The 15,363-nt window shown below is 28.6% G+C and carries 16 protein-coding genes and 1 riboswitch; all 16 genes read left to right on the top strand.

All coding sequences use genetic code 11. From position 1 onward, the window contains the following. Window positions 1-162: 162 nt before the first annotated feature. The 16 genes from ABUA17_RS17060 to ABUA17_RS17135 all read left to right on the top strand — a co-directional run bounded on the left by ABUA17_RS17060 (window position 163) and on the right by ABUA17_RS17135 (window position 15,226). A complete protein-coding gene (locus ABUA17_RS17060; RefSeq protein ID WP_042394861.1) occupies window positions 163-2,118 on the top strand; it encodes a GTP-binding protein in 1,956 nt (651 codons plus the stop codon). Window positions 2,119-2,131: 13 nt separating this feature from the next. Then, complete coding sequence (gene nudC / locus ABUA17_RS17065; protein WP_052330582.1) at window positions 2,132-2,962, top strand: NAD(+) diphosphatase; 831 nt, start codon at window positions 2,132-2,134, stop codon at window positions 2,960-2,962. Between the two features lie 139 nt (window positions 2,963-3,101). Beyond that, window positions 3,102-3,281 (top strand): (2Fe-2S)-binding protein, encoded by a 180-nt coding sequence (locus tag ABUA17_RS17070; protein WP_042394858.1) that lies wholly within the window; start codon window positions 3,102-3,104, stop codon window positions 3,279-3,281. A gap of 18 nt (window positions 3,282-3,299) precedes the next feature. Beyond that, the gene (locus ABUA17_RS17075; protein ID WP_042394855.1) at window positions 3,300-3,863 is read left to right on the top strand and encodes a hypothetical protein; all 564 of its coding nucleotides are present in this window, start codon (window positions 3,300-3,302) and stop codon (window positions 3,861-3,863) included. A gap of 173 nt (window positions 3,864-4,036) precedes the next feature. Then, the gene (locus ABUA17_RS17080; RefSeq protein ID WP_042394852.1) at window positions 4,037-4,903 is read left to right on the top strand and encodes an SDR family oxidoreductase; all 867 of its coding nucleotides are present in this window, start codon (window positions 4,037-4,039) and stop codon (window positions 4,901-4,903) included. A gap of 271 nt (window positions 4,904-5,174) precedes the next feature. Further along, a complete protein-coding gene (locus ABUA17_RS17085) occupies window positions 5,175-7,262 on the top strand; it encodes a molybdopterin oxidoreductase family protein (protein ID WP_349818170.1) in 2,088 nt (695 codons plus the stop codon). Between the two features lie 13 nt (window positions 7,263-7,275). Next, window positions 7,276-7,683, top strand: a complete 408-nt coding sequence (locus tag ABUA17_RS17090) for a 4Fe-4S dicluster domain-containing protein (protein ID WP_042394846.1) — start codon at window positions 7,276-7,278, stop codon at window positions 7,681-7,683. Further along, on the top strand, window positions 7,683-8,909 hold the full coding sequence (locus tag ABUA17_RS17095) for an NAD(P)/FAD-dependent oxidoreductase (RefSeq protein WP_055277158.1): 1,227 nt from the start codon (window positions 7,683-7,685) through the stop codon (window positions 8,907-8,909). Before ABUA17_RS17090 ends, ABUA17_RS17095 begins: the two co-directional genes overlap by 1 nt. Window positions 8,910-9,192: 283 nt before the next feature. Further along, window positions 9,193-9,705: a molybdopterin-guanine dinucleotide biosynthesis protein B gene (gene mobB, locus ABUA17_RS17100; protein WP_042394839.1), complete on the top strand. Its 513-nt coding sequence runs from the start codon at window positions 9,193-9,195 to the stop codon at window positions 9,703-9,705. Beyond that, window positions 9,700-9,838: riboswitch (molybdenum cofactor riboswitch) on the top strand. It overlaps the preceding gene by 6 nt. Before the next feature lie 118 nt (window positions 9,839-9,956). Further along, window positions 9,957-11,162 carry a molybdopterin molybdotransferase MoeA gene (locus ABUA17_RS17105; RefSeq protein ID WP_042394836.1) on the top strand — a complete coding sequence of 402 codons (1,206 nt, stop codon included), beginning with the start codon at window positions 9,957-9,959 and terminating at the stop codon, window positions 11,160-11,162. 13 nt (window positions 11,163-11,175) lie between these two features. Further along, window positions 11,176-11,751 carry a molybdenum cofactor guanylyltransferase gene (locus ABUA17_RS17110; RefSeq protein ID WP_042394817.1) on the top strand — a complete coding sequence of 192 codons (576 nt, stop codon included), beginning with the start codon at window positions 11,176-11,178 and terminating at the stop codon, window positions 11,749-11,751. Further along, entirely contained in the window at window positions 11,751-12,242 is a 492-nt protein-coding gene (locus ABUA17_RS17115; protein ID WP_055291193.1) for a MogA/MoaB family molybdenum cofactor biosynthesis protein, read from the top strand. Before ABUA17_RS17110 ends, ABUA17_RS17115 begins: the two co-directional genes overlap by 1 nt. A 16-nt stretch (window positions 12,243-12,258) precedes the next feature. Beyond that, entirely contained in the window at window positions 12,259-13,275 is a 1,017-nt protein-coding gene (locus ABUA17_RS17120) for a molybdopterin-binding protein (RefSeq protein WP_042394812.1), read from the top strand. A 22-nt stretch (window positions 13,276-13,297) separates the two neighbouring features. Beyond that, a complete protein-coding gene (gene moaC / locus ABUA17_RS17125) occupies window positions 13,298-13,774 on the top strand; it encodes a cyclic pyranopterin monophosphate synthase MoaC (RefSeq protein WP_154820543.1) in 477 nt (158 codons plus the stop codon). Between the two features lie 18 nt (window positions 13,775-13,792). Beyond that, complete coding sequence (moaA, locus tag ABUA17_RS17130; protein WP_042394809.1) at window positions 13,793-14,764, top strand: GTP 3',8-cyclase MoaA; 972 nt, start codon at window positions 13,793-13,795, stop codon at window positions 14,762-14,764. Window positions 14,765-14,767: 3 nt separating this feature from the next. Further along, entirely contained in the window at window positions 14,768-15,226 is a 459-nt protein-coding gene (locus ABUA17_RS17135) for an MOSC domain-containing protein (RefSeq protein WP_042394806.1), read from the top strand. Window positions 15,227-15,363: the final 137 nt, after the last annotated feature.

Here is a 15,363-nt window from a genome sequence, read left to right on the forward strand (position 1 = left end):
TTAACATGAACGTACCCGTATGGGTTATTTTTTTTGCAATTAATTAGTGTTGCACTTGATATTGTAATTTATCATAATTAAAACATTTTAAAAATGGCAAAAAATTCTTAAGGTGATATAATTAAAAATATAAATTTTCACATAATTAGCAAAGGAGATTATATGAAGAAAACAATAGGAGTACTAGCTCATGTAGATGCTGGAAAAACTACATTTTCTGAGCAAGTTCTTTATCATACAAAAAGTATAAAAACAAGAGGAAGAGTAGACCATAAAAATTCCTTTTTGGATAGTCATGACATAGAGAAAAAAAGAGGGATTACAGTATTTTCAGATCAAGCAGTATTCGATATAAATGACTCAACATATTATTTAATAGATACCCCAGGGCATATAGATTTTTCTTGTGAAATGGAAAGAGCTATAAGAATAATGGATTATGCAATTGTCATAGTAAGTGCAGTTGAAGGGGTACAAGGACATACGGAAACAGTTTGGAATTTACTAAGAAAGTATAAGGTTCCTACATTTTTCTTTATTAATAAATTAGATAGAACGGGTGCAGATTTAAAAAGAGTATTACAAGAAATTAATAATAATCTTTCTAAGGATGTTTGTTTTATAACGGATTTAGAAGAAATGAATGAGGAAGTAATAGAATTCATAGCTGAAAAAGATGAACTTCTTTTAGAAAAATATTTAAATGATGAATATGAAAATAATTTATGGGTAAATAAATTAAGGGATTTAATAAGAGAAAATAAAATATATCCATGTTTTAGTGGTTCTGCACTTCAAGATGAAGGTATAAGAGAATTTTTAAATGTATTAGAAGAATTGACATCTACTAATTATGATTCAAGTTGTGAATTCTCAGGGATAGTAAATAAAATACGATATGATAGTAATGGAACGAGAATTACATTTATTAAAGCATTAAGTGGTAAACTAAAAGTAAGAGATGAAATAGAAATTTCTAAAGCAGATACAAATATAAAAGAAAAGATAAGTAGTATTAGAATTTATAATGGAAATAAATTTATTACTGTAGATGAAGTTGAAGCAGGTGATGTTTTTGCAGTAACTGGTTTATCAACAGTAAATGCTGGAGATGGAATAGGTATTTTAAATAATAAAGTAAATTTTAATATGATTCCAACTTTAATGTCTAGCGTTATATATGATGAATCATATAATGAAAAAGAAGTCTTAAAGTATTTTAAGATATTAGAAGCTGAAGACCCTGCATTAAATGTGTTATGGAATGAAACGCATAAAGAAATTCAAGTTCATATTATGGGTAAGATTCAATTAGAGGTTTTAAAAGAAATTGTATATGAAAGATTTAATTTAAAAGTAGACTTTGGGCCTTGTGAAATAATGTATAAGGAAACTATAACAAATGAAGTAAGAGGTTATGGGCATTTTGAACCATTAAAGCATTATGCAGAAGTTCATTTAAAACTTGAGGCTCAGGCTAGGGGAACAGGAATTGTGTTTGAAAATAAGTGTCATGCTGATGACTTAACAACAGGACAGCAAAATTTAATTAAAACTCATATTTTTGAAAGAAATCATCACGGACTATTAACAGGTTCTGATATTACGGATATTAAAGTTACACTTTTAACAGGAAGAGCTCATAACAAACATACAGAAGGAGGAGATTTTAGAGAGGCAACATATAGGGCATTAAGGCAAGGTTTAGAAAAAGCTCATAATATATTATTAGAGCCATTTTATAGATTTACAATAGATGTAGAATTAGATTATATGGGAAGAGTTTTATCAGATATACAAAAGCTAAGTGGTAAATTTAATACTCCTGAAACTAATTTAAATAAGGTTAGAATAATGGGAAGAGGACCCGTATCAACATTTATGGATTATAGCATGGAGCTTATTGCATTTACAAAAGGAAAAGGTAATATAAGTTTAATGTTTGATGGATATGATATATGTCATAATACTGATGAAATTGTGGAAAAAATAGGATATAATAAAAATGCAGATATAGAGTATTCTTCAAACTCAGTATTTTGCTCTAAAGGACAAGGATTTATTGTACCTTGGAATGAAGCTGAGAAATATATGCATTGTGAAATATTAGAAGAATAAGATTGGAGGAATTATGATTAATACTGATGACTATATGAAATTTGTATCAGATCCTTTATTTCCAGAGGAAAATAAAGAGGGGGATTTATGGTTTTTATTTCAAGATAAAATGCTCTTAGTTAAAGAGGATATGGGAAAGATTAATATTCCGACATTTAAGGATGTAAAGCAATTAATAGATGGATTAGAAATAAAATATCACCTTGGAAAGCTAAAAGATAAACATTGCTTTTGTGGTGAAATTAATTCTGCGGTGAAAGTATCTGGAGAGTTAAAGTTTATTACATTAAGAGAAAGTGCTGCAATTATTGATAAAGAAAGTGTATCAGTATCAGGAAAGGCTGCTCAGATAATTCATTTCCATAAGACGAATAAATATTGCGGAATATGTGGTGGAAAAAATGAGTTTGCTAATAATGAATTTGCAATGAAGTGTAAAGAGTGTGGATATACATGTTATCCTAAGGTTTGTCCTGCAATTATAGTAGGAATTACCAAGGGGGATAAAATATTATTAGCAAATAATAAAAACTTTCCTGAAGGATTACATAGTACTATTGCAGGGTTTGTAGATGTAAATGAAACATTAGAAGATTGTGTAAGACGTGAAATATTAGAAGAGGTTAATATAAAAGTAAAAAATATTAAATATTTTGATAGTCAACCTTGGCCATATCCAAATTCTATAATGATTGGATTTACAGCTGAATATGAAAGTGGAGAAATCAAAGTTGATGGAGAGGAAATACTTCATGCTGATTGGTATAGTAAAGATAACCTTCCTATATTACCTGATAAAACAACAATAGCAAGAAGAATAATTGATTCAATAATATGTAAGTAATCAATTATTAATAAATTAATTTTTTTCATAAGTAAATTAGTTTAAATTAATAAGTTAGAATAATAGATTTCATGTATGTTAAAACTATAAATATACATACAACTATAGATATAAATAGTAATATTATGGAGGAATATATATGGATAAAACTAAAAAAATTTGTTATTGTTTTAATGTTTCTGTTGAAGATATCGAAAGAGCAATAGAAAATGGAGCTGATACTTTTGAAAAAGTTCAAAGTGTAACTAACTGTGGAAAGGGATGTGGTTCTTGCTTAGCTGAAGCTAAAGCTGTTGTTGATGAATTATTAAAAAAATAAACAGTTTAGGGAGGAATTATGAGTAGGTTGGAATCTTTTATTAAAAATTTGTGTGGTAAATTTAATAACCAGGCACAAATAAAAAAAGAAGAAAGTGAAGGTGAAATCATACATCCTAAGGCTAAACATATAAATGCGGTATGTAATCAAAAAATTAAAAATTTACCCCAAAATTTTAAGGGGTATTTTGTAATAGAAGAAAGCTATTATGAAACTGAAAAAGGTAAAAAAATATTACCGCATTTATTTTTATTTACATTAGATAAAGAAAATAATGTTGTATTAACTTCCTATGAATTACCGAAAGGAATATCTAAAGAAGAATTTAGAAATGACAATGGTTCTTTAATTATGGATTATAGTACTTTAGTTAAGTCTGAAAAGTTCAATCCTATGATTTATAAAGAGGAAAATGGATCTTTTTATGGAGAAAGTATAAGTGATTTTGGAAATGGTACTATTTTTACATTAAAAGAAAGAACAGAACATGGAAAGTTGTATGTAAGTGAAATTTTTGAGAAAAATGGAAAAGTAATATTTGGATTTAAGGATCCTATAGTCTATGATAAAGTATTTGGTTAATATAGAGATAAAATTGAATGGAATTGCTAATGCAATTCCATTTTTTATAAAGTGAAATTTATTTAATAAAAAATAAACTATTAATTAACAGATAAGATTTTTATAAAAAAGAATTATAAATCATAAAGTAACTAATAATAAATTATGACAAGGATTTTTTAAGGAGTGATTATATGAACTTTCCAACAAGTTTTCCAGCACAACATCAAAATATTCATCCAGGTTTTGAAAGTGAAATGAATCCAGTACCTATATACTATGATGAAAAGTATATAAAAAGTGGAGATTTACTAAAAGATAAAGTTGCAATAATAACTGGTGGAGATAGTGGAATAGGTAGAGCAGTAGCTATTGCTTATGCATATCAAGGAGCTGATATTGTTATAGTTTATTACAATGAAAAAAAAGATGCTGAAGATACTAAAAAATTAATAGAAGCTACAGGAAGAAAGTGTAGTATTTATTCAGGAGATATTTCAGACGTTACTTTTTGTAGTTCAGTAATAGAGAATGTAATTAAAGAACATGGAAAAATAGATATATTAGTAAATAATGCAGCAGTTCAATATGAATGTAAAGATTTTAAACAAATTTCAGATTCTCAATTTGATAAAACTATGAAAACTAATATTTATGGAACTTTTTATATGTCAAGAGAAGCGTTAAAACATATGAAATCAGGTTCATGCATTATAAATACAGCATCAGTTACAGCTTTTGCAGGAAATGAAAAACTTATAGATTATTCAATGACTAAAGGTGCTATTGTAACATTAACAAGATCTTTATCAACATCATTAGCAAAAAATAAAAGTGGTATAAGGGTAAATGCAGTAGCTCCAGGACCTATATGGACACCACTTATTCCATCAAGCTTTGAAAAGGGAGAAATTCCACAGTTTGGATCAAATACTCCTATGGGTAGAGCAGGTCAACCTGTTGAATGTGCTGGTGCATATGTATTTTTAGCATCTGAAGCAGCTTCATATATTACAGGTCAAACTATTCACATAAATGGAGGCGAAATAGTAAATAGTTAAATTTAAATTAACATTATGATGAATATTTTACTAGTAAAATTGAATTAGTGTAAAAGTTTAAATAAGCTATTAGGTTATTTATAAAAAAATCTAATGGCTTATTTTTACTTTTATTAAATAAAAAAGAGATTTTAGCAATAATATTGTTAAATAAATGACAAATAATTTGTGATTATAATCACAGTTGCATATAACCTTTAGTGATAAAATGAATCTGAAATAATACTGAATATAGAGTTTATTAAAATCACGAATTGGAGATGGGAGTAATATGAAGAAGATTCAATCAACATGTAATTTATGTGCATTAGCATGTAATGTAGATTTTTATGTAGAAAATGGTAAGATAGCTAAGGTTTCTCCTACTGTTGATTACCCTGTAAATAAAGGTTTTTGTTGTATAAAAGGATTAAACTTAGATAAGCAACAAACAAAAATTAAAGCAAGAAAAAGCCCACTTTTAAGAGATGAAAATGGAGAAATGAAAGAAATTTCATGGGAAGAAGGCTTTAAAACATTTGCTAAAAAAATGACAAGCATTCAAGAAAAATACGGTAAAGAAAGTGTTGCCTTCATTAGTACAGGACAAATGCCAACAGAAGATATGGCTTTATTAGGACATGTAGGAAGAAACTACATGGGCATTAATGGTGATGGTAATACAAGATTATGTATGGCTACATCAGTAGTTGCTCATAAACAAAGTTTTGGATTTGATGCTCCACCATATACATTAAATGATGCAGAACTTTCAGATACAATAATTTTAATTGGAGCAAATCCAGTTATAGCTCATCCAGTATTCTGGGGAAGAATTAGAGAAAATAAAGAAGCTAAAATAATAACAATAGATCCAAGAAGATCAGAAACTGCTATGAATTCTGATATATGGATAGATATTAAACCAAAGGCTGACTTAGTATTAATGTATACTTTAGCTAATGTTTTAATAGAAAAAGGATATATTGATGTTAACTACATAGAAAATCATACAGAAGGATATGAAGATTTCAAGAATCATGTAGCTAAATTCACTTTAGATAAAGTTGAAGCTGAAACAGGAATAAGTGCGGAAAGAGTTTTAGAATTAGCTGAAATTATTCATGCAGGAGAAAGAGTTTCATTCTGGTGGACAATGGGAGTTAATCAAGGTTACCAAGCAGTTAGAACAGCTCAATCTATAATTAATTTAGCATTAATAACAGGAAACATGGGTAGACCAGGTACAGGTGCAAACTCTTTAACTGGACAATGTAATGCTATGGGTTCAAGAGCATTTAGTAATACAGCAGGACTTTATGGTGGTGGAGATTTCGATAATCCAGTACGTAGAAAAGCAGTTGCTGAAGCTTTAGGTGTAGATGAAAGTGTACTTGCTACAAAACCAACAATTCCTTACAATGCAATAATTGAAAAAGCAATTGCAGGAGAAATTAAGGGGTTATGGGTAATTTGTACAAACCCAAGACATTCATGGGCAAATAATGAAGAATTTGAAAAGTGCGTTAAAAATCTAGATTTCTTCGTAGTTCAAGATATATATGAAGATACTGATAGTGCTAAACTTTGTGATTTATACTTACCTTCTGTTCCAGCAATCAAAAAAGAAGGGGTATTAATAAATACTGAAAGAAGATTATCAAAGGTTAATCCTGTAATTGAAAAAGAAGAAGGAGAATTATCAGATTTCGAAATCTTCTATAACATTGGTAAGGAACTTGGAATGGGAGATTTATTAAAAGGATGGGAAACTCCAAGAAGTGCTTTTGAATTATTAAAGAAATGTTCTAAGGGAATGCCTTGTGATATTACAGGTGTAACTTATGAAATGTTAGAAGGACCAAATATGGAAGGTTCAAGAGGAGTTCAATGGCCATTTAGAGCTGGAGAAACTTTAGTGGAAGATGAAAGAAGATTATATGAAGATGGTAATTACTATACTCCATCAAAGAGAGCTAAATTCCACTTTGAAGATATAGCAGAAAACCCAACACAAACAAGTGCAGAATTTCCATATATATTTAACTCAGGAAGAGGAACAGTAGGGCAATGGCATACTCAAGTTAGATCAAGAGAAATTGCTGAGTCAGAAAGAATTTACTCTAAGGAATCATATGCATTTATGCATCCAGAGTTAGCAAAAGAATTAAATATAGAAGAAAATGAAAGAGTTTCAATAGCTTCTCAAAATGGAGTAACTAAAGACTTTACTATAAAGATATCTGATCATGTAAAGAAGGAGCATTTATATGCACCAATTCATTATATTGAAACAAATGCACTTACTCCTTCAGTTTATGATCCATATTCAAAGGAACCATCATTTAAAACAGTTGCAGTAAATATCATTAAAAAATAGAGGGTGACTAAAGATGAAAAGAATTAAGATAGATAGAGATAAATGTGTTGGCTGTTTAACTTGTACAACAGCATGTATTGTAGCTCACGAGTCAGAGGATACAAGAAGTAGAATAACAATAGATAGTAAAGGTAAATATGCTCCAATATTCTGTAGACATTGTGATAGACCAGAATGTGTTTATACTTGTATGACAGGTGCTATGAGTAAGAATAAAGAAACTGGATTAGTAGAATATAATAAAGATCACTGTGCTAGTTGTTACATGTGTATAATGGCATGTCCTTATGGAGTATTAAAAGCTGATAGCAGAATGCATAAAGAAATAATGAAATGTGATGCATGTAAGGAACATGGAACAGCACAATGTGTAGCTAAATGTCCTATGGGAGCAATTACTTTAGAGGAGGTAACTGAATAATGAGATATGTAGTTATAGGAGCCTCTGCAGCAGGTATAAGTGGAGCTAAAACTTTAAGAGAATTAGATAAAAATGCTGAAATAGTATTAATATCTAAAGATGAAAATGTATATTCAAGATGCATACTTCATCATTACATTTCAAGTCATAGAGATGTAGATGCCTTAAACTTTACAGGTAAAGAGTTTTTTGAAGAAAACAATATTACTTGGATGAAAGGTTTAGAAGTTAAAGCATTAAATGATAAAGAACAAACTTTAGAGCTATCAAATGGTGAGACTTTAAGTTATGATAAATTATTAGTCTGTAGTGGAGCATCTGCATTTATACCTCCAGTACCAGGACTTAGAGAAGGTAATAATGTAGTTGGGCTAAGAAACTTAGATGATGCTATATTAATAAAAGAACAAGCTAAAAAAGTTAAGAATGTAGTAGTTTTAGGTGCTGGTCTTGTTGGAATAGATGCAGTTAGTGGATTACTTGGACAAGGATTAAATATATCTTTAGTTGAAATGAGTAATAAGATACTTCCATTACAATTAGACAAGCATGCTTCAGATGTATATGAAAAGAAATTCATTGAAGAAGGTGTTTCTTTAAAGTTAGATGTTAAAGCAGAAAAGTTACTTTTAGATGAAAATAACAATCCAAAAGCTTTAGTATTAAATACTGGTGAAGAAGTTCCATGTGAATTAGTAATAGTTGCTACAGGGGTTAGATCTAATGTTGCATTTATGGAAAATAGTAATGTTGAATGTGATAGATTTGGATTAATAATTGATGCAAAAGGGCAAACTAATATAGAAAATATATATGGAGCTGGAGATGTAACGGGAAGAAATCCAATATGGCCAACAGCTGTTAAAGAAGGTATAATAGCAGCACATAATATGTTAGGAAAAGAAATGGTAATGACTGATTTCTTTGGAAGCAAAAACACAATGAACTTTGTAGGTATAGCTACAATGTCTCTTGGTATGGTAGAACCAGCTGATGAAACTTATATAGTTGAAACTAAAGTTGAAGATAATAACTATAAAAAGATAATCCATAAAGATGGAAAAATCTATGGTGCAATAATTCAAGGAGACCTTTCTTATGCTGGAGTTTTAACTCAGCTTATTAAGGAAAATATAGATGTATCAAAAGTTACAAAGAGTTTATTTGATATAGATTATGCTGATTTCTTTAACATAGAAAAAAACTTTGAGTTTAGTTATAAGTAAGAGCCCAAATTTTAATTTGGTTGCTCGAACTTACTCCTCCGAACGCATGTGAGGAGTGAGTTTCATTTATAAGAGCCCAAATTTTAATTTGGTAATTTGGCAAGTTAATATATAATAAAAAGAGTTAGAGGGAAAGGGGAGAGTTTTAATATATATTAAATAATCTTTTGCCTCTAACTTATTAAATTTAAATAAAATATATTTACAAAAATGTTAATAAGATTTAAAATCAAAGCAGATTTTTAAAATATAAAGATAAAATAAAGACTAAGGGATGAAGTAAATGTCAAAGGTAATAAATATTGTAGGTTATAGCTCAAATGTTGGAAAGACATTTCTAATGGAGTCTTTAATAAAAGAACTAAAAAATAGAGGGTATAGTATAGCAACTATAAAACATGATGTTCATGGATTTGATATAGATAAAAAAGGAAAAGATACATATAAACATAGAGAAGCAGGCTCGGAAACAGTTGTAATTTCATCAAAAAATAGATTTGCTATGATTAAAGAATTACACGAAGAGATTGAACTTAGTGATATAATTAAAATGTTAATGGATAAAGATATAATTTTAGTTGAAGGATATAAAAATAGTAACTTAAGAAAAATCGAAGTTTATAGAGATGGAGTAAGTGATAGGATTATAACTCAAAAAGAAAAGTTAATAGCTATTGCAAGCGATACTCATTTAGATATAGATAATAACATAAATGTTGTAAATAAAGACGATGTAGAAAAACTTGTAGATTTAATTGAAAAAGAAGAAGAATTTAAGTTTGAAAATTATCAATAATATATTTTCTAGAGCTAAGTATCCTAAGGAGTAAATCTAAGGAACTTAAGCCGAAATTTGAAATAAAATTTAAGGGTAATATTTGAAAAGATATTATCTCCACGTTTTGGGAAGGAAAATAAGTTTTGTTTAAATATATAGTTTTATTTTTAGTTATATATAACTAAAAATAATTTTGTTATATTTGAGGCTTATTACTCATACCTAAAATATGAAGTAGTAAGTCTTTTATATTTTAAGGAGGATATCAAATGAAGTCATTTATATCATTGGAAGAGGCAATAGATATATTAGATGAAAATGTTAAAGCCATAGGAACAGAAGAGATTGACTTAATAAATGCAACAGGAAGAGTTTTAGCAGAGGACATATATTCGCTAATTGATAATCCACCATTTAATAAGTCAGCAATGGATGGATATGCAATATTAGCAGAAAATAGTGGTTCTAATGATAAAATAAAAATCATTGATAAGGTCTTTGCTGGTGAAGTAAGTAATTATGAAGTAACTAATAAAACTGCAATAAGAATAATGACTGGTGCTCCTATTCCAAATGGAGCAAATGCAGTAATAAAGCAAGAAGATACTATCAAAAATGATGAGGAGCATATAACATTAACTAAAAAAATAAAAGCTAATGATAATATTTGTTTTAAAGGTGAAGATATTAAAAAAGGATCTCTATTAGTAAATAAAAATAAAAAGATAGATTTTGCAGATATAGGTATTATTGCAAGCAGTGGTATTTCAAAGATAAAGGTATATAAAAATCCTAAAATTGCACTTTTATGTACTGGTGATGAAGTTATAGATGTAAATAGTGATTTAACGGAAGGTAAAATTTTCAATAGTAATAAATATACTATAATGGCTAGAGTTTCTGAGTTAGGATATAATATTTTAGAAGTAAAGCATGTAAGAGATATTGAAGGAGATATAGAGAAATATATAGAGAATATATCTCAAAATGTTGACTTAATAATTACAACTGGTGGAGTATCTGTAGGTGAAAAAGATTTATTAAATCATGCAATAGACAATATAGGTGGGAAACGATTATTTTGGAAGGTTAAAATGAAACCAGGTTCAGCAGTGCTTTGTAGTATTGTAAATAATGCTCTTGTGGTTAGTTTGTCAGGAAATCCAACTGCGGCACTAACAGCATTTGAGTTGTTTGTTAAGACATCAATAGAAAAATTAAGTGGAATTGAAAAAATAGAAGTTAAAAGAGAAAAAGCAACTTTATGTGATAATTTCAATAAAAAAAGCCCTCAGAGAAGATTTATTAGAGGTAGAGTTGTAATAGAAGAGGGAAAACAAAAGGTATATATAACACAAGTGAAAAGTGGAAATGGAATATTAAGTTCTAATTTAAATTCTAATTGTATGATTGAAGTAGAGGGTGGAAGCGAAGCTCTTCATAGTGGTGAAACAGTTGATATCATTAAATTTTAGGAGATAGATGCTTATGATAAACAAGACATTGGCTATTTTAGCTGGTGGTAAAAGTAGTAGAATGAACTATAATAATAAGGCGTTATTAAATTATAAGGAACGTAAATTTATAGAGCATATAATTGATGCAGGCAAAGGTTATAAAGAAATAATAATAATTGCAAATAAAAAAGAAGAATATGAAGGATTTAATTTAAGAGTAATTGAAGATATATATAAGGGGAATGGTCCTTTGAGCGGAATACATTCAGCTCTTATGAATTCAACTACAGATAAAGTTTTATGTATAGCATGTGATATGCCACTTATAACTAGTGAAACTTTAAATATATTAGGAAATTATAATGAAGAATATGAAGTGTTAATACCGGAGGTTTCTGGAAGGCTACAGCCATTATGTGCAGTATATTCAAAAAAGAGCATTCCTAGTATTGAAAATGCAATAAAAAATAATAATAATAAACTTCAATTATTGATAAAATCTTTAAATTATAAAGTTATAGATGGAAATCAAGAAAAAAAATTTATTGAAAAAGATTTTTTAAATATAAATACGGAAAAAGAATATAAAGAATTGGAGGAATTATAATGTATACAGTTGGTATAATTACAAGTAGTGATAAAGGTTATGCTGGAGAAAGAGAAGATAAAAGTGGGGCTGTAGTAAAAGAGTTAGTTGAAGCTGCGGGATTTACTGTAGTAAAACAAGTCATATTACCTGATGAAAAAGAAATGTTAGAAAATGAATTTAAAGTTATGAGTGATGAGCTTAAAGTTAATTTAATATTAAGTACAGGTGGAACTGGATTTTCTAAAAGGGATATAACACCAGAAGCTACTAAAGCAATAATTGATAGAGAAGCACATGGAATATGCGAAGCAATAAGAATGTATAGTATGCAAATTACTAAAAGAGCTATGCTTTCAAGGGCTGTGTCTGGTATAAGAAAAGATACATTAATTGTTAATTTACCAGGAAGTCCAAAGGCTTGCAAGGAAGCATTAGATTATGCATTAGATGACATTAAACACGGAATTGATATATTATTAGGAACTTCAAAAGAATGTGCTAGAAAGTAATAGGGGGAAAATTAATATGAAAATGATAAAAGTAGAAGATGCAGTAGGAACTATACTTTCTCATGATGTAACTCAAATAATTCCTGGTGAATTTAAAGGAAGATTATTTAAAAAAGGTCATATAATTAAAGAAGAAGATATAGAAAAATTACTATCTATTGGGAAAGAGCATGTTTATGTTTGGGAACCTACAGAAGGTCAGCTTCATGAAAATGATGCAGCAACAAGAATTTCAAATTTAGTTGTGGGAGAAGGAATTAAGATTTCAGATGAAATTAAAGAAGGAAAAGTAGATTTCTTTGCTGACAGAGATGGAGTATTAAAAATAGATAAAGCTAATTTATTCAAATTAAATTCGGTTGGTGAAATTATAGTTTCTACGTTGCATAATAATACTCCAATTAAAAAAGGGGAAAAAGTTGGAGCAACAAGGGTTATTCCATTAATAATAGATGAGGAAAAAATTATTACTGCTGAAAATCTAATTAGAGAAAAGATAATTAGTGTAGCAGAAATAAAACCTAAAAAGTGTTTATTAATAACTACTGGTAATGAAGTATATAAAGGCAGAATTAAGGATGCCTTTTTACCAGTAATAAAGCAAAAATTAGGGTATTATGGTAGTGAAGTAATACGTCAAGTAATATTACCAGATGAAAAGGAAAGAATTATTGAAGAAATTCAAAAAGGTTTAAGTGAAAAAGTAGATATGATAATTTGTACAGGAGGAATGTCTGTAGACCCTGATGATGTTACACCTACAGCAATTAAGGAATGTGGTGGTGAATTAGTAACATATGGATCTCCAGTATTACCAGGAGCTATGTTCTTATTAGCTTATTATGGTGATACACCAATTTTAGGAGTACCAAGCTGTGCAATGTACTCTAAAAGAACAGTACTTGATTTAGTATTACCAAGAGTTTTAAGTGATGAAAAATTAACAATTGATGATATAGTCGAATATGGACATGGTGGATTATGCTTAGATTGTAATGTATGTACATTCCCACATTGTTCATTTGGAAAATAATTTTAGAAAGTAGGCTTGTATTATGGATAATAAATTGACGCACTTTGATAATAGTGGAAATGCTAGAATGGTTGACGTATCAGAAAAAAATGAAACAGCTAGAGTTGCAGTTGCTGTTTCAAAAATAAAAGTTAGTAGAGAGACATTAGAGTTAATAGAAAATGGGAAAATTGGTAAAGGCGATGTATTAGGAGTAGCTAGAATAGCAGGAATAATGGCTAGTAAACAAACATCAAATTTAATTCCAATGTGCCATCCATTAATGATTACAAGTTGTAATGTGGATTTTGAGATAAATAAAGAAGAGAGTTCCATTGAAATTACAGCAACAGTAAAAATAGTTGATAAAACAGGGGTTGAAATGGAGGCTTTAACAGCTGCAACAGTAAGTGCATTAACAATTTATGATATGTGTAAAGCAATTGATAAAAGAATGGTTATCGAAGGAACTCATTTGCTTAAAAAAACAGGAGGAAAGAGTGGGGAGTTTAACTTTTAACTTACCCTTTGAATTAATATGAAAGATAAGTTTGAAAGAGAGATTGATTACTTAAGGGTATCGGTAACTGATAATTGTAATTTAAGATGTGTTTATTGTATGAAGGAGAAGGAAAATAACTTCTTAAAAAATGATGAAAAGTTAACTGATGATGAAATATATAAAATTGTAAAAGAAAGCGCTAAACTTGGAATAAAAAAAATTAGAATAACTGGTGGAGAACCATTAGTTAGAGCAGGAATAGTAAATCTTATAGGGAGAATAAATAATATTCCAGGTATTGAAGAAATTTATCTAACTACAAATGGAATATTACTAGCTGATAAACTTGAAGAATTGAAGTTAAATGGATTGAAGGGAGTAAATATCAGTTTAGATTCATTAAAAGAAGAAAGATTTAGCAAATTAACTAGATTAGGTAAGTTAGAGAATGTTTTAGTAGCCATAGATAAGGCAATAGAGCTAGGGATAAAAGTAAAATTAAATACTGTTATAGTTAATGATGTTAATAAAGACGAAATAATTGATTTTGTAAATCTTACTAAAGAAAAACCTATAGATATACGTTTTATTGAATTAATGCCAATTGGAATTGCAATTAATTATAAAGGTGTTACAAATGAAGAAGTACTAAAGGTTATAGAAGACAATTATACTGATTATGAAAAAGTAGTAAGAAGTAAAAGTGGCGGACCAGCTACATATATTAAGTTAAAAGGCGCAAAAGGTAAAGTTGGTTTTATAAGTGCATTAAGCAATTGTTTTTGCGAAGATTGCAATAGAATAAGATTAACTCCAGAAGGTTTTTTAAAGCAATGTCTTCACTTTGATTATGGGGTAGATTTAAAATCTAAGCTTAGAAAAGGAATTAGTGACGAAAATTTAAGAGAAATTATACAAGAAAATATATATGACAAACCAGAAAAACATTTATTTTTAGAAAAAAGTGAGCATAAAGAATTAAAGTTTATGAATCAAATTGGAGGATAAGAAATGGGAAAAGTAATTGCTATTTGTACAAGTAAACATAAGGGAACATTAAAAAATGAAGTTTCAGAAGCAAATTTTATAGAAGAGTTTGGAATTGAAGGAGATGCTCATGCTGGAAAATGGCATAGACAAGTAAGTCTTTTAGCTTTAGAAAAAATAGAAGATTTCAGAAATAAAGGTGGAAATGTTGATTTTGGTGCCTTTGGAGAAAATTTAGTTATTGAAGGATTTGAATTAAATAAGCTTCCAGTTGGACAAAGATTAACTGTAGGAGATGATGTTCTTTTAGAAGTAACTCAAATAGGAAAAGAATGTCATGATAAATGTGCAATATACTATCAAGTAGGAGAGTGTATAATGCCTAAGAATGGAATTTTTACAAGAGTATTAAAAGGTGGAAAAGTTAAAGTAGGAGATAAATGTGAACTAGTTGATACTGGGAAAAAGATATTGAGCTTATAATATAACTTCTACAAAATATAAAATGAAAAAAGAATTGTAGTATTACAGTTCTTTTTTTTATTAGATAAATTACAATATCAAGTGCAACACTAATTAATTGCAAAAAAAATAACCCATACGGGTACGTTCATGTTAAA

Source organism: Clostridium sp. RTP31139st1_H3_RTP31139_211217, assembly GCF_040227035.1.
In the GTDB taxonomy this organism is placed as follows: domain Bacteria; phylum Bacillota; class Clostridia; order Clostridiales; family Clostridiaceae; genus Clostridium; species Clostridium saudiense.

What these genes read in the sequence shown, in the direction of transcription:
- ABUA17_RS17060 (WP_042394861.1), top strand. Translation starts at nt 163, where the DNA reads ATGAAGAAAACAATAGGAGTACTAGCTCATGTAGATGCTGGAAAAACT.
- nudC (WP_052330582.1), top strand. Translation starts at nt 2,132, where the DNA reads ATGATTAATACTGATGACTATATGAAATTTGTATCAGATCCTTTATTT.
- ABUA17_RS17070 (WP_042394858.1), top strand. Translation starts at nt 3,102, where the DNA reads ATGGATAAAACTAAAAAAATTTGTTATTGTTTTAATGTTTCTGTTGAA.
- ABUA17_RS17075 (WP_042394855.1), top strand. Translation starts at nt 3,300, where the DNA reads ATGAGTAGGTTGGAATCTTTTATTAAAAATTTGTGTGGTAAATTTAAT.
- ABUA17_RS17080 (WP_042394852.1), top strand. Translation starts at nt 4,037, where the DNA reads ATGAACTTTCCAACAAGTTTTCCAGCACAACATCAAAATATTCATCCA.
- ABUA17_RS17085 (WP_349818170.1), top strand. Translation starts at nt 5,175, where the DNA reads ATGAAGAAGATTCAATCAACATGTAATTTATGTGCATTAGCATGTAAT.
- ABUA17_RS17090 (WP_042394846.1), top strand. Translation starts at nt 7,276, where the DNA reads ATGAAAAGAATTAAGATAGATAGAGATAAATGTGTTGGCTGTTTAACT.
- ABUA17_RS17095 (WP_055277158.1), top strand. Translation starts at nt 7,683, where the DNA reads ATGAGATATGTAGTTATAGGAGCCTCTGCAGCAGGTATAAGTGGAGCT.
- mobB (WP_042394839.1), top strand. Translation starts at nt 9,193, where the DNA reads ATGTCAAAGGTAATAAATATTGTAGGTTATAGCTCAAATGTTGGAAAG.
- ABUA17_RS17105 (WP_042394836.1), top strand. Translation starts at nt 9,957, where the DNA reads ATGAAGTCATTTATATCATTGGAAGAGGCAATAGATATATTAGATGAA.
- ABUA17_RS17110 (WP_042394817.1), top strand. Translation starts at nt 11,176, where the DNA reads ATGATAAACAAGACATTGGCTATTTTAGCTGGTGGTAAAAGTAGTAGA.
- ABUA17_RS17115 (WP_055291193.1), top strand. Translation starts at nt 11,751, where the DNA reads ATGTATACAGTTGGTATAATTACAAGTAGTGATAAAGGTTATGCTGGA.
- ABUA17_RS17120 (WP_042394812.1), top strand. Translation starts at nt 12,259, where the DNA reads ATGAAAATGATAAAAGTAGAAGATGCAGTAGGAACTATACTTTCTCAT.
- moaC (WP_154820543.1), top strand. Translation starts at nt 13,298, where the DNA reads ATGGATAATAAATTGACGCACTTTGATAATAGTGGAAATGCTAGAATG.
- moaA (WP_042394809.1), top strand. Translation starts at nt 13,793, where the DNA reads ATGAAAGATAAGTTTGAAAGAGAGATTGATTACTTAAGGGTATCGGTA.
- ABUA17_RS17135 (WP_042394806.1), top strand. Translation starts at nt 14,768, where the DNA reads ATGGGAAAAGTAATTGCTATTTGTACAAGTAAACATAAGGGAACATTA.